19 protein-coding genes are annotated in these 18473 nt (G+C 69.8%); 7 read left to right on the forward strand and 12 right to left on the reverse strand.

From position 1 onward, the window contains the following. Positions 1-446: 446 nt before the first annotated feature. Both B0B15_RS05110 and B0B15_RS05115 read left to right on the forward strand, forming a co-directional pair. Positions 447-1136, forward strand: coding sequence for a DUF998 domain-containing protein (locus B0B15_RS05110; protein WP_083708870.1), 690 nt, complete (start codon positions 447-449; stop codon positions 1134-1136). Positions 1137-1195: 59 nt separating this feature from the next. Next, positions 1196-1387 (forward strand): hypothetical protein, encoded by a 192-nt coding sequence (locus tag B0B15_RS05115; protein ID WP_076673787.1) that lies wholly within the window; start codon positions 1196-1198, stop codon positions 1385-1387. Here B0B15_RS05115 and B0B15_RS16760 read toward each other — a convergent pair. Then, a complete protein-coding gene (locus tag B0B15_RS16760; RefSeq protein ID WP_076673788.1) occupies positions 1362-3833 on the reverse strand; it encodes a LuxR C-terminal-related transcriptional regulator in 2472 nt (823 codons plus the stop codon). The genes B0B15_RS05115 and B0B15_RS16760 overlap by 26 nt on opposite strands. A 317-nt stretch (positions 3834-4150) precedes the next feature. Here B0B15_RS16760 and B0B15_RS05125 point away from each other — a divergent pair, with 317 nt between their 5' ends. Continuing rightward, a complete protein-coding gene (locus tag B0B15_RS05125; protein ID WP_076673790.1) occupies positions 4151-5770 on the forward strand; it encodes a tyrosine-protein kinase domain-containing protein in 1620 nt (539 codons plus the stop codon). A 65-nt stretch (positions 5771-5835) separates the two neighbouring features. Here the strand turns inward: B0B15_RS05125 and B0B15_RS05130 are convergent, their stop codons facing one another. Then, positions 5836-7233 carry a sugar transferase gene (locus B0B15_RS05130; protein ID WP_256334181.1) on the reverse strand — a complete coding sequence of 466 codons (1398 nt, stop codon included), beginning with the start codon at positions 7231-7233 and terminating at the stop codon, positions 5836-5838. Positions 7234-7660: 427 nt separating this feature from the next. Between B0B15_RS05130 and B0B15_RS05135 the strand changes: the two genes are divergently transcribed. Then, positions 7661-7936 (forward strand): helix-turn-helix domain-containing protein, encoded by a 276-nt coding sequence (locus tag B0B15_RS05135; RefSeq protein ID WP_076673794.1) that lies wholly within the window; start codon positions 7661-7663, stop codon positions 7934-7936. 91 nt (positions 7937-8027) lie between these two features. Continuing rightward, positions 8028-8375, forward strand: a complete 348-nt coding sequence (locus B0B15_RS05140; protein ID WP_076673796.1) for a hypothetical protein — start codon at positions 8028-8030, stop codon at positions 8373-8375. On the opposite strand, the gene tatC is transcribed toward B0B15_RS05140, so the two are convergent. After that, the gene (tatC, locus tag B0B15_RS05145; RefSeq protein ID WP_076673799.1) at positions 8364-9095 is read right to left on the reverse strand and encodes a twin-arginine translocase subunit TatC; all 732 of its coding nucleotides are present in this window, start codon (positions 9093-9095) and stop codon (positions 8364-8366) included. The two genes, B0B15_RS05140 and tatC, sit on opposite strands and share 12 nt — an antisense overlap. A 62-nt stretch (positions 9096-9157) precedes the next feature. Continuing rightward, entirely contained in the window at positions 9158-9403 is a 246-nt protein-coding gene (gene tatA, locus B0B15_RS05150; RefSeq protein ID WP_076673801.1) for a twin-arginine translocase TatA/TatE family subunit, read from the reverse strand. A gap of 247 nt (positions 9404-9650) precedes the next feature. Between tatA and B0B15_RS05155 the strand changes: the two genes are divergently transcribed. Next, on the forward strand, positions 9651-10307 hold the full coding sequence (locus tag B0B15_RS05155; RefSeq protein WP_176776573.1) for an arsenate reductase/protein-tyrosine-phosphatase family protein: 657 nt from the start codon (positions 9651-9653) through the stop codon (positions 10305-10307). 1 nt (position 10308) lies between these two features. Next, positions 10309-10869 carry a Sec-independent protein translocase subunit TatA/TatB gene (locus B0B15_RS05160; protein WP_076673805.1) on the forward strand — a complete coding sequence of 187 codons (561 nt, stop codon included), beginning with the start codon at positions 10309-10311 and terminating at the stop codon, positions 10867-10869. A gap of 60 nt (positions 10870-10929) precedes the next feature. Here the strand turns inward: B0B15_RS05160 and B0B15_RS16450 are convergent, their stop codons facing one another. From B0B15_RS16450 to B0B15_RS05190, 8 genes are all read right to left on the reverse strand, one after another. Beyond that, entirely contained in the window at positions 10930-11094 is a 165-nt protein-coding gene (locus tag B0B15_RS16450) for a hypothetical protein (protein ID WP_176776574.1), read from the reverse strand. Positions 11095-11186: 92 nt separating this feature from the next. Then, entirely contained in the window at positions 11187-13193 is a 2007-nt protein-coding gene (locus tag B0B15_RS05165; RefSeq protein ID WP_076673807.1) for an ABC1 kinase family protein, read from the reverse strand. Between the two features lie 21 nt (positions 13194-13214). Further along, positions 13215-13385, reverse strand: coding sequence for a hypothetical protein (locus B0B15_RS16455; protein ID WP_176776575.1), 171 nt, complete (start codon positions 13383-13385; stop codon positions 13215-13217). 71 nt (positions 13386-13456) lie between these two features. Next, on the reverse strand, positions 13457-13852 hold the full coding sequence (locus B0B15_RS05170) for a hypothetical protein (protein WP_076673810.1): 396 nt from the start codon (positions 13850-13852) through the stop codon (positions 13457-13459). Positions 13853-13891: 39 nt separating this feature from the next. Next, the gene (locus tag B0B15_RS05175; RefSeq protein ID WP_076673813.1) at positions 13892-14116 is read right to left on the reverse strand and encodes a hypothetical protein; all 225 of its coding nucleotides are present in this window, start codon (positions 14114-14116) and stop codon (positions 13892-13894) included. Positions 14117-14238: 122 nt separating this feature from the next. After that, entirely contained in the window at positions 14239-15255 is a 1017-nt protein-coding gene (locus tag B0B15_RS05180; protein WP_076673816.1) for a YihY/virulence factor BrkB family protein, read from the reverse strand. Positions 15256-15396: 141 nt separating this feature from the next. Next, the gene (locus B0B15_RS05185; protein WP_076673818.1) at positions 15397-16722 is read right to left on the reverse strand and encodes a UDP-glucose dehydrogenase family protein; all 1326 of its coding nucleotides are present in this window, start codon (positions 16720-16722) and stop codon (positions 15397-15399) included. A gap of 76 nt (positions 16723-16798) precedes the next feature. Continuing rightward, the gene (locus tag B0B15_RS05190) at positions 16799-18247 is read right to left on the reverse strand and encodes a sugar transferase (RefSeq protein ID WP_083708944.1); all 1449 of its coding nucleotides are present in this window, start codon (positions 18245-18247) and stop codon (positions 16799-16801) included. Between the last annotated feature and the right edge of the window lie 226 nt (positions 18248-18473).

The raw sequence follows: 18473 nt of genomic DNA on the forward strand, positions 1-18473 counted from the left end.
GGATGCGCGGCCCCGGGGGGTGGGTGCCGTAGCCGGGACCGCGCATCCGAGGATGAGCAGAAGCCCCGAGAGTGAAGATCTGGGGGAGAGTCACTCGGCGCCCGCTCGTCTCCACCCTCGCAGGGCGGGACGGCCTCGGACATTCGGAGCATCCAATTCTCACCCCCCGGTTCGCCCCTGGCCGGGGGAATCCAGCGCGGCGGATGGGAGCAGCAGAGCCGGCAAGGGGTCGCGGGTGCGGGCAGAGCGAGGGTCCGGACGCGCGGCCCCCCGGCTCGCACGACGACGCGGTCGCTCTGCCCGCCTGCCCAGCATGAGACGTGCGAGCGGGGGAATCAGGGCGGGACGGGGCGAAATCACCCCTGACGCACACCAGCTCACCCCGAGCCCACGGGTCCGGCGCCTTCCAGGCGATAGTGTGGCGAAGCCCGATCCAGGAGGAGCCGATGACCGAGACCGTCGACCGGCCGACCGGCATCCTGTCGCGCTCCTTCTCCCGCCGTTCCGTGGCGCAAGCCGGACTGGGAGCTGCAGCCGCGTTCTCGAGCGCCGTGCTGATCTGGGTGTGCCGCTTCTGGGATCCGAGCGTGCACTACGTCAGTCAGCTGGGGGCGACGGGGATGCCGACCGCGCCGCTGTTCAACCTCGCGCTGCTCCTGCTGGCGATCGCCGCTGTGCTCGTGGACCGTGCCCTCCACTCGGACGCGGACGTCTATCGCGTCGGATGGCCCATCGCCACGACCCTGCTCGCATGCGGGCTGTGCTTCGGTGTCGCCTCCGCCGTCACCTGCTCGCCGGGGTGCCCTGTTCCCTTCACGCCAGGCGCTCTTCCCCAGGACCTCATCCACATCACGTTCGCGGTCATCGGTTTCGTCCTCGCCATCGTCGCCATGGGGCAGGTCGCCGTCGTCCGGCGCCGACCGTGGATGAGGGCGGCGAGCGTCCTCACTCTCGTGGCCGTCGGGGCGACGTCTTTCACCGGCGCCATGATCGCGTTGTTCCGGGGCGACACCGTTCTCGGCGGCAATCTCGAGTTCACTGCGGCGACACTCGCGATCGCCTGGTTCGGGATCTTCGGTGCGCAGGTGGCGATGGAGAAACGGGTCGTCGTACGGGAAATGGGGTTCTCCGGATGACGACACGCGCGCCGCGGCCGCGGGCCGCAGCGTTCACGCCTTTCCGACGCACTCGACGGGTGATCGGTCTGCTCCTGCCCGTGGCTGCGTTCTTCGTGGTGCTCGCGGTCCTCCGGGGAGCGGGCGTGCCCCTGAGCGTCCCCGGCATCGTGATCGTCCTCGCCGTGCTCTTCGCCGCCCGATTGGCGATGGGGTGGTCGCGCCGACGTCGGCGCGACCACCGGGTCAGACCTCTGCGTCGCCCTCGATGAGACCCCAGGCGTGAGCCGCGCGGATCGCGCTCGACCGGTCCGACACCTCCAGCTTCCGATAAAGGCTCTGGAGCTGGGTCTTGACCGTATTGGGCGAGACCACGAGAGCGCGCGCGATGTCGGCGATCGTGGGCGTGGGCGTAAGGTGCGCGAGGACGACCTGCTCGCGCTTGGTGAGATGCGGCACGCTCACTGATGAGGCGAAAAACGATGGGCGTTCGGACACGACGGCGCGGGCAGCCGGCGAGAGCATCCGCAGCACGAGCTGACGGTCCTCGGGTGCGACGGCGCTCCACGGACCCCAGAGGTCGTGCCGCGTACTGAGGGCTTCGGCCCTCTGGACGGCGGTGCGGTGGGCCTCGACGCCGTTCAGCCGCACGTCGGCGACCACGCTCACCACGAGGCTCTCAAGGGCGGCGCGTGGCGACGGTTCGTAGTGCAGACCCCACTTCACGCTCATGACGTAGGCCTCGTGCGTCCGACCGGCGTACAGCTGCGACAGGGCGATCGCCGGTGCCGTAGCGGGTGACAGTGCGAACGGCCCCTCGAACAGCGCCAGGGCCTTCCTCGCCTGGCGCAGCGCGATGAGCACCTTCGCGCGGGCTGTCAGGAGCTGCGTCGATTGGTAGTGAGAGGGGGGTGTGCTTCTCGCTCGTCCCGTCCAGGCGCGCAGAAGGCCGAGTGCGTCGGATGCCGCACCCGACAGCAGGAACGACAGGGCGTGCGCCGATGCGGCGAACGGCCACAGCTCGCGTGCCCCCGCCGTCGCGGGAATCGCGTCGAACCGTGCACGCGCGCCGGCGGCGTCGCCGTTCTCCAGCAGCAGCCAGGCGTCCGCGACGCGCATCCCTTCGCCCCAGGGAGACGCGAACCAGGCGTCGTCGCGGTTCTCCTCGACCATGACGCGCGCGCCCCGCACATCCCCTTCGAGGAGGGCGATGACGGCGAGGGCTCCGCGAGCGCGCATCCGTCGGGCGGGGGGTGCCGCGCGTTCGGTCTGGCCCAGGGCGAGTGCGGCGTCGCGGAGCTTGCCCATTGCGAACGCCGTCATACCGATCTGGTACCAGCCCTCGTGCACCGCGTGCTCCTCGATGTCCCGTCGACGCCGCAGCGCATCGGAAAGCAGGCTCGACGCCTCCGTGGCGAGCGCGAAGCGACCGGCGGCGCGCAGCAGACTCACCCTCAGGATCAGCGCCTCGATATTGCCTGCGGCGGCGGTCTTGGCATCCGGGAGTCGACCGAGGGCTCCGACGACCTGCGTGGGCGTCTCGGGCGACGAGGCGGTCTCGACATCGAGGGTCAGCAGGGCGTCCACGACCCGGGCCTCCGCCGGTGCTCCGTTCCTCAACGAGGCGACGAGACGACCGAACGCCTCGCGGTCGCGCGCCCAGATCTCGGGTCCCGCTGAACGCAGGACCCCCGCCAGGGTGTCCCACTGACCGGAATCCGCCGAGAGCTGCGCAGCCAGGAGCGGCTCGCCCCCTTCGACGAGATGGTCGAGCAGTTTCAAGCGCGCCGTGGAGACGAGCTGGGGGCTGCGAGCGGTGATCTCGGCGAGCCATTGATCACGGATCGGTTCGGCCAGGGTGACGCGCGACGACCCGGGCCAAACGAGCCCCGCCGCCTGCATGCGGACGAGGAGGTCGCGGGTGAGGACGGCGGTCGTGTCCATCCCGATCGCCTCGGCCAGCGGGGCGGTGATGTAGGGGGCCACCGCGAGGAGTCGCATCTCGTCGGTCACGGGGAGAGCGAGCCGCTGCTCCATGTCGTTCGTCAGGGCGGCTACCGCGTACCGGGCGGCGGCCACCGCGTCATCCTGCGTCCGCAGGGCCATCCCCTCCAGACGAAGGCGGGTGCTCGCGAGCTGGCCGAGAGCGGCCCAGCCGTAGGTGTGTTCGGCGAGGACGTCGATGGCGACGTCCGACGACTCGACGCCGTTCAGGGCGAGGACGGTCGCGAGCTCTTCCCTCGTCATCCGGAGGTTCTCGGCCGCGATCACCTGCACGTCGAACTCGAGCGCCACGAGGGGACTCTCCAGCCCCGTCGACAGGCGGGTGGCGACGATGATGCGCAGATAGGGATCGCTGCGCAGCATATCGAGCAGGTTCTCCGTCGACAGGCCGGTGTCGTCCGCGAAGTTGTCGACGAGGAGGATGTGCGCCGACGGTCCTTCGGCGAAGGCTTCGAGAACGCGCGGGAGCGAGGTGGCGGAGGCTGACGCCCCGTCGAGAAGCTGTACCCCGCGCGCGTGATCGTCCTCGAGCGAGGCTGCGAATTGACGCAGCAACGAGGTCTTCCCGACGCCGGCGGGGCCGCGCACCAGCACCACGTCGCCGCTGAGCGCCTCCTCCATGCGAGCGAGAGCGGCGTCTCGCGGCGCCCAGAAGCGGCTCGTGCGACGGGCGGAGCGCGCATTCGTGGGCGTGGCTTCCACATCGATGAGCATCGTTACCTCCAATTCGGGAACCGACCGTCTCCGCCGGGGAGGCGGCTCGGCCACGCGGCGAGATGCCGTCCGCGTAGGAATGATCTTCTGGGTGAGGCGGCGGCGGACGCGGTCGGAATGGGGCTCTTTCATCCTCTTCGTCATCCCCTTCTCACCCCGGCGGCGTCACCCTTTCCGTCGGTCCCCCTGCACCCGGCGTCAGCCTCGCCCACCGCGCGCGGCCGACGGCCCGGTCAGGAGAGAGGCGTCGGCATGCCTAAGCTTCGGGCGGCCGACGGGAGGCACCGTCGCGTCGTGAAAGGCGGACTCGAGTGGACATGCAGCGAGTGGTGCGCATCCTGCGCGCCTATTGGAAGGCGATCGTCGCCCTGACCATCGCGGGCGGCCTCGTCGGCCTGGCGTGGAGCGCGGTGCAACCGCGCGTGTACACGGCGGATGCCAGCGGTTACGTCGCCGCGGTCGCCTCCGACGGGTCCACGGGCGCGGCGCTCGCGGGAGACCAGCTCGCGCTGTCGAAAGTGAAGTCCTTCATCGACATGGGGTACTGGCGCAGCGTCGCCGAGACCGCCCGGACCGAGCTCGGCATCACGGACAGTCCCGAAGCGCTGGTCCAGCGGGTGCACGTGTCCAATCCCATAGACACCGTGAACGTGCGAGTGGATGCCACCGGTCCGACGCCGGAGTCCGCTCGCGACCTCGCCGAGGCGTGGATCCGCGGGATGACCACAGAGGTCGATCAGCTTCAGTCGGGAGGAAACGGCGAGAGCGCCGTCCGGCTGATCGCGGGGGACTCCGCCCGCCTCCCCACGTCGCCGTCGTCGCCCAACGTCCGACTCGACATCGCGATCGGGGCGCTCGTCGGAGCGATGGCGGGAACCGTGTTCGCCCTGGTCCGACGGGCCTTCGACCGCCGGATCCGCTCTGCGGCCGACATCACGGACACCATCGCGGCGTCCGTGGTGGGCATTCTCCCCGTCGACAAGGAGCTGGCGTCCGGCCGTGCGGTCTTCTCCTTCGACGACATCCGGGACGGAAGAGGCTCCTTCGCGCACAAGGAAGCGATGCGCGAGCTGCGGACCAACCTGCAGTACGTCGATGTCGACAGGCCGGCGCGGGTGATGGTCATCACGAGCCCTCTCCCCGGGGACGGGAAATCCACGACGGCGGCGAACCTCGCCGTGAGCATCGCCGCGACGGGCCAGGCCGTGGTCCTCATCGACGCCGATCTCCGGCGACCGGTGCTGGGCGGCGTCTTCGGCTTCTCCGACGACGTGGGGCTGTCCGACGTACTCGCCGGTCGTGCCCAGATCGAGCAGGTCGCGCACCAGGTGGACGAGAACGGCCGCCTCTTCGTCGTGGCCGCCGGGCGGACGCCGCCCAACCCGAGCGAGATGGTCGGCTCTCAGCGCATGCAGGCGCTGACACGCAAGCTGGCCGAGGAGCTCGTCGTGATCATCGATTCCCCACCGACCCTCGCGGTCGCCGACGCCGCCGTCATCGCGAGCTGGGCGGACGGAGCAGTCCTGGTCGTGACCGCCGGGAGGACGACCGACGACATGCTCTCGCGCGCGACCGAGAACATCAGCAAGACCCGCGGCCATCTTCTTGGCGTCGTCCTCAACCGCGCGCCGTTGCGCGGCGTGGACTCGACGTACTACGGCGGTCGCTATGGCGGCTATTACGGCTACGGCGCGCCGCGGGGTACGACGCGGTCGTGGTGGCGATTCGGACGTCGACCGCGGACCGCGGACTCCGAGAACACGACGGACACCGGTCCCCGCCGACAGTCCGCGGACCCGCCGCCGGAGAACGTCAGAGGTTTGCGCACCCTGTCACATGGAAGGACGTCGGCGTCGAACCAAGATGACTCGTCGGGTGAAAACGTCGCGTCCGTGACCACCGCGCCGAGCCCGGTGGGCCGTCGGCGGCAGCGATAGTCCTGACCCCGCGGACACGGAGAGGCGCCGGCCCGATGGCCGGCGCCTCTCCGTGTCCGCGGGGGTCAGTGGGCGGTGTCGCCTGGGAGGAGGACCGCCTTGAAGGTGCGGGCCAGGATCGTCAGATCACCCACGAGCGACCAGTTCTCGACGTAGAACAGATCGAGACGGATCGCGTCGTCCCACGCGAGAGCAGACCGGCCGCTCACCTGCCAGAGGCCGCTCATCCCGGGCCGCACCATGAGGCGGCGGTGAGCGTCGTCGTCGTAGAACTCCACCTCGGCGTCGCGCTGCGGTCGAGGCCCCACGAGGCTCATCTGGCCCATCAGCACGTTGAAGAGCTGCGGCAGTTCGTCCAGCGAGTACTTCCGCAACCACCGACCGACGGGGGTCACGCGCGGGTCGTTGACCACTTTGAACAACGGGGTATCGCCCCGCCCCTGCGCCGCCAGCAGGTCGTGCAGCTTCGTGTCGGCTCCGTCGATCATCGAGCGGAACTTCAGCATGCCGAACCTCTTGCCGCCTTGGCCGACGCGTTCCTGCCGGTAGAAGATCGGGCCGGGCCCGGAGCCGAGGACCAGGAGGGCGAGGGCGAGCAGCACGGGTGCGAGCCCGACGATGAGTATCCCCGCCCCGAGGATGTCGAAGGCCCGCTTAAGGATGCGCTGCGTCGCCGAGAACTGGGGAGTCTCGATGTGGACGAGCGGGAGACCCGCGACGGGTCGGGTGTGCAGGCGCGGGCCTGCGACATCGGTGAGGTTCACGGCGACGATGAGGTGCTGTCGTCCGGGGTCGAGACTCCAGCCGATCCGCCGTATGTCCCGCGCCTCGAGCAGGGCGCCGCCCGAGATGAGCACGCTGTCGGCGCGCCGGTCGGCCATCCGGCGGTGCAGGATCGCCGTCTGAGCGTCATCCCACGCCGTTGCCGCGTCGGCGGACAGCTCGTGGATGCCGACCACCTGCAGCCCGGCAGCAGGCTGTCGTTCCAGTTCGGCGGCGACGCGCGCGTTCTCGTCGGCGGACCCCACCAGGACCACCCGGGCGCACATCGTGCCGTGGCGGCGTCGTCTGCGCAGCCAGAACCGACAGGCGGCTCGGCCCCCGAGGAGGGCAATGGTCCCGCCCGGGAGGCTGAGCAGGAAGTATCCCCGCGAGACGTCGGCGCCGGTCAGGTAGGCCACGATCGCCAGGGCGCCGAAGACCTGGAACGATGCGGCGAGGGTGAGCCGGTACTCGGTGACCCCGTACCCGATCGCTCGGGGATGCCGGGTGCCCCAGACCGTCAGCGCCCCGAGCCAGGTGGCCGACAGGACGAGGGAAAGCGTGGTGTAGTCCAGCGGCGACGATGCGACATCGACGGAATGCGGACCGAGCCAGAAGACCTGCGAGCCGAAGACCGCGAGCAGGACGACCAGCATGTCGGTCGTGAGAACGAGGCGTGCATACCGGCGCTGCCACGGCACGCGTCGCGAGGGCTCGGAGGGGGGGACGATGGACGGTGCATGAGGTGAGTCGACAAGTGAGGAGGGAGGGTTCATCTGTGCTCCGTGGACCGCGCCCGGAGGTCGGGTGGAAACCGTCGCCCGGGTGTGGCTACGACGGTGGGCGCGGGAACTGTCCCACCCGCGGCGGGCTCCCGCCGCCGCCGCAGGTGCGACACCAGACGGGTGATGCGCGGTCGGCGGCGCGCCACGGGGCGCCGACAGCGACTCGGTCCGCTCGGCGGGAGGTAGGCCCCGCCCGGGCTCGTCCCGCGCTGATCGCTCCGTCGATCACCCTCGGCCGGGCGGGGTTCACCACCGTCGGACGGCGGTACTCGCGGGGACGCGGGTCTCAGTACAGCATGTTGACATGTTCATGTGAGAGTTGGTCGCCGATCAAGCTGGAAGCATGAGCGAAGCGCCCGACCCGTGGACCGAATTCGCGCGAGAGCTCGGAGTGCGCCTCCTGCGCGCGCGGGCGGACAAAGCGCTGTCGCAGGAGCAGGTGGCGCATGCGGCCGGACTCGCCACCTTCACGTATCGCAAGCTCGAGAAGGGCGAGTCGAACCCCGGAACGGCGGCGAACCCGCGGCTGCGCACGCTGGTTCTCCTCGCGGAGGTCCTGGAGATCCCTCTGCGCGATCTCGTCCCGACACCGCCGGAGGGTATCGCTCCGGGCCGCTGAGGGCAGTGTCGGAGGTTCGCGATTCACTTGGTTCGTGCCCATCCACGTTGGGTCCGCGCAGTCGGGCGGACCGTCGAGAGAGGTGTGTGGCATGAACCGAGAGAACGTCTTCGATTCCGACCCCCTGGGGTGCGGCTACGCCTGGTGTATGACCGAGCATGGTCGGACTGTGCATCCGAGCGACGAAGACCACCGTAGCGCGGGCACCGGTGTCACGGTGAGAGTACGAGCAGGCTTCGACCACGGCTCGGGGCGCCTCGAAGAGTGGGAGATCGGACTACTCCGCCGTTCGACCGACGCGGAGACGTGGCTCGTCGTCGAGACAGGGGACGGCGCCGCCGTCGCGCTCTCCCACGACGCCACGAAGGTCCTCCTCGAGGCCGTGAGTGCGGATCGCGACCTGATGGCGTTCCTGCGGGGGAGCGGCTCAGCCCGGTGACGGCGTCCGGCGAGCGATTCGTCGGTCGTGCGCCCACGTCCAGGCCGCCGCGCCCAGGTAGAGCAGGCAGAGGGGCAGGCTGATGAAGAGCATGCTCATGACGTCGGAGGCCGGCGTCACGACCGCCGAGAAGATCACGATCGTCACCAGCGCGATCCGCCACCCTCGGATGATCGAGCGGGCACTCACTACTCCGGCGGCGTTGAGAGCCACCAGCGCCAGGGGGGAGACGAAAGCGACACCGATCCCCACGAGCAGTTTCAGGAGGAAATCGAAGTACTGACTCGCGGTCAACATCGTGGTCGAGGCCGCCGGCGCGAAGCCCGCGAGCAGACTGACCACCTGGGGGACGATGATCCATGCGAAAGCCACGCCGCTGAGGAACAGCGGAACGGCCGTGCAGACGAAGCCGATCCCGATGCGGCGTTCCCTCGACGTGAGGCCGGGCACCAAGAAGGCCCAGACCTGCCAGATCCATACCGGCGCAGCGATGACGATCCCCAACGTCAGCGCGATCTTGAACCTGAGATCGAATGCTTCGCCCAGCCGCGTGAAGTTCAGAGTGGCTGCGGAGGGGCCGCTGAGGTCCAGGAGAGGCGCTGCAGCGGCGGTGATCACGGAATCCGACAGCAGGAACCCGGCCACCCCGCCCACCAGGACGGCGACGGCGGCGATGACAAGCCGGCGCCGGAGCTCCGACAGATGGGAGGGGAGGGACATCGCCCCTCCCCTCCCATCTGCGGGGGCCCGCTCGGGCCTGAAGCGTCGCCGAACCGGGCGGGTCACGCCGAGGCTGAGGGGCCCGGGCGCCCGCTCTCGGTACGGTCCGAGATCGGACTCGGGGCAGCGGAAGACGCGGCGTCACCGCCGGCTGCCGCGGCGTCCGTGCTCTCGGAGCGGAGGATGCGGACGGATTCGCCCACGCTCTTCGCCAGCCCCGGGAGCTTCGACGCCCCGAACAGGAGGAGGACGACGGCGAGGATCAGCAGAAGATGCCACCCCGAGAACGCGTTGCCGAAGATGCCCATGAGATGACCTTTCGAATGAGGACCGTTCTTCTCATGCTCGGGGTGACCGTGGCGCCCCACCGCGACGAGTGCCGACAATCGCCCCGTCTTTGTCGAGACTTCACCAGCCGCGCCCGAGGCTCGCTTGATCGGCCATCTGCGCCGCGAATCCGTGCCGCAGGGTTTTACTGGGGATTCGGCCCGCGCGATCCCGCGCGCTGTTGGAGGGGCCCGGTGCGAGGAGATGACGTGGCAGTGAGGCGTGACCGTGAGCGGTGACCGCATCGTGATCGTGTGTACGGCGAACGTGGTCAGATCGCCGTTCGTCGCCGCGTTGCTGTCGTCGCGTCTGCCGGCGAGTCACGCGGAGAAGCTGCGTATCGAGAGTGCGGGAACGGCGGCGCGGCCGGCGACTCCCGCTGAGGAAAGGGTGGTCTCCCTCGGTCGCACCTACGGGCTCGACCTCGATGCGCACCGATCGCGGCGGCTCGACGACGGTGTCCTGCGCGCCGGCGACACCGTGCTCTGCGCCGAACGGGCGCACCGGCGCGCGGTGCTGGATCTGCGCCCGGACCTCATTTCCTCCGTCTTCACCATTCGCGAGTTCTCCCGCCTGGCCGAGGCGGCCCACGGCCGCCCGACGAGCTGGGCGGATCTCGTGAGGGTCGCCTCGCAGACCCGGCTCGCAGCGCCCGCGACGACGGACGATGACGACCTGTTCGATCCGATCGGCGGACCCGACGCGGCATGGCTCGCCTTCGAACGCCAGTCCACCCAGGCGGTATCGGCGATCCTGGGGGCGCTCGCCGCTCTTCCCCCTCCGCCGCCGGTGGTGCGACCCGCCACGTCGCCCGCGAGTCGGCGCGAGTATCGCCGCGCGCGGGAAGCCGCGCTGCCGGACCGCCGTTCGACGCGGAGGAGCTGACGTGTTCGATTTCGGGATCGACAAGATCATCGTGGTCGCCGTGCTGGTCGGTCTGATCATGGGGCCGGAGCGGCTGCGCGAGCTCCGCCGTGCTCTTCCGCGCCACGTCGGGCGCATCCATGCGCTCTACCTGCAAGGTCGCGCGCAAGTGGTCGACGAATTGAACGAGCTCGCCCCGGATTGGCGCGAGTACGACCCCCGTCAATTGCATCCGCGTCGGATCCTCCAGGACCTCAACGCGGCGGCCACTGCGTCGTCGACGACATCGGCGGGCCAGATGAGATCGGGCGGTGAACCGGGTGAAGCGGGAGATCTGCCTGGCGCGGCGGAGGAGAGCCCCGACGCCCTGCCAGCGCCGGCGGACGAGCGGATGCGGGAGGGCGCGGGAGGGGGTTGGGCGCACCGGGAGACCGCCGACGCGGCCGATCCGGAGGCGGCGATCGGCGCCTCGCCTCAAGCGGCGGGCGAGCCCGGCGTCGGATCGTCGTCGAACGTGGTGGATGCCGCCTCATCCAACGGCGCGAGCGGGCCCCGCGGCGGTCCGGCCCCGGACGGGCCCTGACGCCGGGACGGTGGCGCGGCGGAGGGCGAGCCTCCTACGGCCGGAGCGGGGGCGCGGGGCTCATGCGCGTACGGGGTCAGGAAGGGGCCGGCGAGCAGACCGCTCGGCCAGGCCTTCCTCGGAATCGGCCCGTGCGATAACCCGGCCGAGCCCGATGCCGGTGGCGACGGCGGCGATCACCCAAATGGACGCGGCGATGATGACGACGACGGCGAGAGCGATCATGGGACTTCTCCTTTGGAGTCCGTCCACCGTTCGGTGGTGCGCTCACGGTACTGCGGGGAAGCGATCGGCGACACGCACGACGCGCCGTGTCCTCAGCGAGGACGGGAGAAGGTCCTGCGCACGATGCGGAGCAGCCCGAGGAAGCCGAACAGGCCGATGACGGCCCCCAGGACGGCGAATAAGGTCACAGACCCGCCGAGCACCGGCCCCCCGCCCGCGATGACGAGCACGACGGCGATGACGACGGCGGCGATCGAGACGAGGGTGGATGCCACCTCGGCCGTCACCCGCCCGAGGATCCCGCTGACGTCGTTCCCGTCGTCGCTGCGGAGAGTGACGCCGATCGATCCCTTCTCCACGCCGGAGATCAGGGCGTCGAGGCGCTGCGGCATTCGTTCAAGACGTGCGAACGAGATGACGGCCTGCGCCTGCAAGTCCGTCGCCACGCGCTTCATCGACAGCGTGCGGCGGAGCAGCATCGGCATCAGGGGCAGAGCACGACCGACCATGTCGAAGTCGTCGACGAGGACGCGGAGGCAGCCCTCGAGCGTGGCAAAGCTGCGGAAAGCCGAGGCGAGCTCACCCGGTAGCGCGATGCGATGCTGACGGATGACGTCGACCATCCGGGTGAAGATCGACCCCTGGCCGTCGGTGCGCAGGTGTTCGGTCGTGAGGACGATCCCCACGTCGTGGCGGAATGCGTCCATGTCGAGATCGTCGGGAGGGTCGACGATGAGCAGCAGTGCGTCGGTTGCGGCGACATCGTTCTCGCTGAGGGCGGCAAGCAGCAGCGCGGTCATGTGCTGCCGACGGCTGCGTTCGATGATGCCGACGGCGCCGAAGTCGATCAATCCGAGAGTGCCGTCTTCTTTGAGGATCACGTTGCCGGGGTGGAGGTCGGCGTGGAAGACCCCGTAGACGAGGATCTGCTCGATGACCGTCGACATCAGCGTCTGGGCCAGTCGGTCCCGGTCCTCGGGGGAGAAAGTGGCGAGGCGGTCGGCGCTGTCGCTCAGCGCCGCGCCGTCGATCAGGTCCATCGTCAGCACGCGTTGCCCCGAGGCGGCCGGGAAGACCCGGGGGACGGTCACGACGCCGCGGCGATCGGGCTCGGCACGATCGATGAGATCGAGCGTGGAGTGGATCATGCGCGTGTTGCGGGCCTCGATCCGGTAGTCGAGTTCCTCCACGAGCGTGCTCGTGAAGCCCCGGGCGACCGACTCGATCCTCAGGTCGCGGCCCACCCGGGTGCGCATCTCGGCCCGGTGGGCGAGGCGGTCGATGATGTCGGCATCCGCTTCGACCTGCGCGCGGGCGGCCGGCCGCTGCACCTTCACCACGACGGGTGTCCCGTCGCGCAGGACGGCGCGGTGCACCTGCGCCACGGAGGCGGCGGCGAGGGGAACCGGGTCGACCTGCGCGTACACGTCGTCGATGGGGACGCCCAGATCGTCCTCGATCACGGCGCGAACGGTTTCCCAGGCTAGCGTGGTGGCGTTGGTCTGCAGGGAGGACAGGGCCGTGAGGTAGGGCTCGGGAATGAGATCGCGTCGGGTGGAGAGGACCTGGCCCAGCTTGACGAAGCTCACTCCGGCGTCGTTGATGGTCGCGACGATGGCGTTCGCGCGCTCCTCCGTCGTGCTCAGCTGCTCCTCGACCCGCGATCGGCCACCATGGAACAGCCAGCCGACGCCGTGTCGTGAAGCGATCGCCAGGATCTCGAAATAGCGGCGGGTGCGCTTGCGCTGGCGGAGGGCGGCGCGGACGAGATCGATGGGGTTCGGGAGCGGGCGCGTGGGGAAGATGGCCTCGCTCGCGACCAGCGCCGCCACGCCGAGCGCGAAGACCCACGCCAACGAGAGAGCGATGAGCCCGATCCACAGCCATACGTCACTCGCGGGGACGGGTGCGGCGGTGTCGCCGAGGCCCGTCTGGCGAAGCGTCCACTGTGCGGACGGGACGCCCAGAAAGAACACGAGCAGACCGACGACGATGCTGCGCGGCCACCCGACGGCGGTGCCGAGGATCCGCCGGGACACGAACCCGACCAGCACCGCCGAGACGACGGCGGAGATCGAGATCAGGATGGTGGCTCCCACGGGGTCAGCGTAGCCGCCCGGTCAGCCGATCAGCGGAAGAGCGCACTTCTGGCAGCGCCACCACGCCCGCCGGTCGGAGGCATGCGGTTGCATCGTGGCCGCGCAGGCGGGGCACTTCGGGGCGAAACCGAACAGGAGGTCGTCGTCGAAGGGACCCGCGTCGGGCGACTCGTCCGAGAGGAATGGGATCATGGCTGCTCCTTGCGGGCAGCATTCTTGCATGCGCATGCCGGGTTGTGGGGGCGTCATCCACAGGTGCCGCGTCAACTGGCACCGCCGAATCGCTGCAAAAGATGCTCGATGACGCTTCCGAGGTCGCCCACCCGGTCGGCCGAGCCCGCGACGACGGCGATCAGGGGGAACGCGGTGGCCACGATCGCGACAACGACGGCCGTCGCCGCGAGGGTCCACGCGACGACGGCACGGCGGCGGGTCGCCGACGCCGCGAGCAGGGCGACGATCACCAAGAGACCGAGGAGCGTGACCGCCGAGACGCTCACGGCCGGGAACGGCACCAGACCCGCGGTGGTCGCCGTCGCGCCCGCGAGAGGGAGGAAGCCCAGGAGCACGATGAGCGCGATCACGCCTCCGCCGGTCAGTGCGGCGGCTGCGCTGCGTCGAGAGCGGATGTGAAGCCCGCTCGAAGAGGCGGACGACATCTCGGATCCCTTCTCAGCTCGGACGGTGTCCCGCGCGATTCAGGAGCGCAGGCCGTGCAGCGTCCTGCGGGCACGCTTGCGCGCGGCGCGGGCGGCCTTCTTCGCCGCCTTGTGCCGACGGCGGCGGGCACGGGGGTTGTCCCACAGCCGGACGATCTGGTGCCCGACGGATTCGCGCTTCTTCACCTGCACGCGCGGGGTGCGGGCCCCCACGGCGTAAGCGATGAGCGCGACGGCGCCGATCAGGATGATCTTGTTGCGCATGGCATCCTCCTTCTGCACGGGTCCGGCGCCGGTTCGCGCCGGACCGTCATCATGCAGACGCGTGGGGAGGGTGATTCGTCACGCCGACGGCGGCAGAATCCCCGGCTCGCGCTCGTGCGGCGTCACTCCTGCCCTTCTCCGTGGGTCTGCCGGATGCGGCGGCCTTCGGCGATGTCCTTCTCCTTCTTCTCCCGGGCCTTCTCGATCTTGGCCGTGCCCCGCGGGGGCAGCTGCACGCGACGCTCCGCGGGGATGCCGGCCTGCAGCTCCCGCCCGCGTTCGAGTTCGGCGTCCACCTCGGCACCGAAGAGGATGGCGATGTTGGCGATCCAGAGCCAGAGCAGGAACACGATCACTCCGGCGAGGGAGCCGTAGGTGCGGTCGTACGACGAGAAATTGGTGACGTAGAGACCGAAGCCCAGCGTCGCGACTCCGAGGACCACGATCGCGACGATCGCTCCCACGCTGATCCAGCGGAACTTCGGCTGCTTGACGTTCGGGGCGCCGTAGTAGAGCACGGCGAGGATGAGGACCACCACGGCCAAGAGAACGGGCCACTTCACGATGTTCCACGTCGTCACCACGGCATCGCCGAGACCGAGGGCCGAGCCGATGGCGTCGGCGACGGGCCCCGACACCACCAGCAGCAGCACCGAGAACGCCACCAGGACAACCGTGACGATCGTCAGCAGCAGCTGCGCGGGGAGGAGCTTCAGGAAAGGGCGGCCTTCGTCGATCTCGTAGATGCGGTTCATCCCGCGGCTGAATGCGCGGACGTACCCCGATGCCGACCAGATGGCCAGCACGAGCCCGGAGACCAGCGCGAAGCCGGCCGCCGGCGAGGATGCGAGGCCGCGGATGGGCTCGGCGAGAAGATCGGTGGTTCCTCCGGGGGCCACCCGGCCGAGGATGTCGAGGACCGTGTCGGCCGCGGCGTCGCTCTGGCCGACGACGCCGAGGAGGGAGAACACCGCGATCAGACCGGGGAAGAGGGCGAGCACCCCGTAGTAGACGAGGCTCGCCGCGATGTCGGTGCACTGGTCGGCGCCGAACTCCCGGATGCTCTTGCGCAGCACGTACTTCCACGAGCGGGTGTGGAGGTCGGTGGGGGAGTCCGGTTCGGTGGCGGGGGAAGACATAGCGGGCCTTTCACTCGGGGGAGGTCACCCCGGTGTACGTCGTTCGAACGCGGTTCGTCGCGACCGTTGACGCCGCTCACCCCTTCATGCGACGAACGCCCCGGCCGTGGGGCCGGGGCGTTCGTGAGCGGGCGGGTGCGGTCAGGGGCGGCCCATGCCGAAGTACGACCAGCCGGCGGCGCGCCACGCGACGGGGTCGAGGCAGTTGCGTCCGTCGACGACGACGCGTCCCCGGGCCAGCGAGGCCGCGTGCTCGGGCGACAGTTCGCGGCGGTACTCGTCCCACTCCGTCACGACGATGACGGCGTCGGCGTCGCGGAGCGTCTCGTCGAGGTCGGCCTCGTACGAGAGCTGGGGGTGGATGCGGCGCGCGTTCTCGATCGCGGCGGGGTCGGTGAGCGTGACGTGCGCACCGAGACCGTGCAGACGCACGGCGACGTCCAGGGCGGGGGAGTCGCGGATGTCGTCGCTGTGGGGCTTGAAGGCGGCGCCCAGGACGGCGACCTTCTTCTCGAAGACGCTGCCGCCGAGGGCGTCGGTCGTGAGCTCCACGGCGCGGTCGCGGCGGCGCAGGTTGATCGCGTCGATCTCGCGCAGGAAGGCGACCGACTCGCCCCGGCCCAGCTCCTCGGCGCGAGCGGAGAAGGCGCGGATGTCCTTCGGGAGGCACCCGCCCCCGAAGCCGATGCCGGCGCCGAGGAAGCGGCGGCCGATGCGTGCGTCGTGTCCGATCGCGTCGGCGAGGGTGGTGACGTCGGCTCCGGTGACCTCGGCGATCTCGGCGATGGCGTTGATGAAGCTGATCTTCGTCGCGAGGAACGCGTTCGCGGAGACCTTGACGAGTTCGGCGGTGGCGTAGTCGGTGACGATGAAGGGCGTGCCCTTCGCAACCGACGGGTGGTACACCTCGCGCAGAACCTCGGCGGTGCGCTCGCCCTCGGCGGTGGGCTTGCCGTCTTCGGAGGGGACGCCCGCGACGAGACGGTCGGGGTCGACGGTGTCCTGGACGGCCCATCCCTCGCGCAGGAACTCCGGGTTCCACACCAGCACCGCGCCGCGGTCGGCCACCCGCGGGGCGAGCCGAGCCGCCGTTCCGACCGGAACCGTCGACTTGCCGGCGACGATGTCGCCGTCGCTCAGATAGGGGAGGAGGCCGTCGACGGCCGCGTCGACGTAGGTCAGGTCGGCAGCGTGACCACCGGCCTGCTGCGGGGTTCCGACGCCGATGAAGTGGACCTTGGCGCCCTGCGCGGCCGACATGTCGGTGGTGAACGACAGGCGACCCGAGGCGATGCCCTCGGAGAGGATCTCCTGCAGTCCGGGCTCGAAGAACGGTGCCTCGCCCTTGGAGAGCGCGGCGATCTTGCGCTCGTCGACGTCGATGCCGACGACGTCGTGCCCGATCGACGCCATCGCCGCCGCATGCACGGCTCCCAGGTACCCGCAACCCACTACAGACAAACGCACGATCAGAGCCTTTCAGATTCACGTCGACGCGAACCGGGGTCGCCGGTTCGCGGACCCGCGAGGGAGCGCAGGATTTTCACGCGGCGGTCTCGCCCGGCGCCAGGGCGGCGCGGGCGGTCTTGCCGAGGATGACGAAGTCGCCGAGGAGCGTCCAGTTCTCCACATAGGAGAGGTCGAGACGGACCGATTCCTCCCACGACAGCGAGGAGCGCCCGCTGACCTGCCAGAGACCGGTGATGCCGGGCTTGGCGAGGAAGCGGCGGTGCACGTGATCGGCGTAGACCGCCACCTCCGAGGGCAAGGGCGGGCGCGGGCCGACGAGCGACATCGACCCGCCGATCACGTTGAACAGCTGAGGGAGTTCGTCGAGGCTGAATTTGCGCATGACCCGCCCGATGGGGGTGACGCGGGGGTCGTTCTTCATCTTGAAGAGCACCTCGTTGCCCGAGTCGCGCTCCTGCGCGGCGAGCTGCTCGAGGAGGTCCTCGGCGTTGACGACCATCGAACGGAACTTGATCATCGTGAACTCGCGACCGCGGAACCCGACACGGGTCTGACGGAAGAAGACGGGCCCGTCGCTGGACAGACGCACGGTGACGATGAGGAAGATCAGGAGGGGGCTCAGCAGGACGACCCCGACCGATGCGGCGATGAGGTCGACGCTACGCTTCAGAAAGCTCTGGCCGCGCGAGAACTTGGGCGTCTCCACGTGGATCAGGGGCAGCCCGGCCACCGGGCGGGTGTGGAGGCGGGGCCCCGCGATGTCGATGATGCTCGGTGCCAGCACCAGGTGCTGACGGCCGGCTTCGAGACTCCAGGAGATTTGCTTCACCTTGTCGGCGGGCAGGTCGTCGGCGCTCGTGATGGCCACCGTGTCGGCGCCGGTCACCTGCAGGGCGCGCGTGACGTCTCCGACATGGCCCATGACGGGGATGGTGGTCCCGGGGATGACGTCGGCGATCTTGCCGTTGGGCACGCACGCGCCCACGACGCGGTAGCCGGCGCTCGGCGAGCGGGCGAACTCGCGGGCCAGCTGCGTGACCGAGGGCAGCGAACCGACCAGCAGCACGTTCGCCGAGTAGTGACCCCGCGAGCGCTGCGCCACCAGCCACTGCCGCCACATCCACCGCGTGAAGATGAGGACCAGGATGCCGAGGGGCAGACTGATGAGCAGGTATCCGCGAGCGACGTCGATCTGCGTCAGGAAGGCGATGATCGCGACGGTCCCGAACAGGCGAAAGCTCGAGTCGGCGATGCGGACGTACTCCTGGGAGCCGGTGCCGATGACCCGGTCGCTGCGGGAATCGACGAACGACAGCGCCCACATCCAGGTGACGATGAGGATCGCCGAGAAGACCCAATAGGACAGATCGCTGATGCGCGTGTCGCGGCCGGTCGCGACCTGGACGTTCCCGAGGCCGAACCAGAGCAGCTGCGTGCCGTACACGACCCAGATGAGGGAGAACAGGTCGGTCAGCGCGAGGTTCAGACGGTAGCGTCGCCGCCAGGGATGGCGGTGGTACATCGGCGTCTGCGCGTCGCCTTCTTGACGCGGTCGCGCATCGAGCGGATCCGCGTCGACGGACAGGGCGCTTTCCTGCAGGTCGGATGTCACGATATGCAGCTCCTCCCCCACGGCGAGCACGGGTCCCTACCTGTGAACGATAACAGGCGATAATCACCCGACGCGTCACCCGGCGACACTTGTCACGAACTCGAAACGACCCGGTCCGCAATCGATCACTCACCTG

The organism is Microbacterium sp. RU1D (assembly GCF_900156435.1).
Taxonomy (GTDB): Bacteria; Actinomycetota; Actinomycetes; order Actinomycetales; family Microbacteriaceae; genus Microbacterium.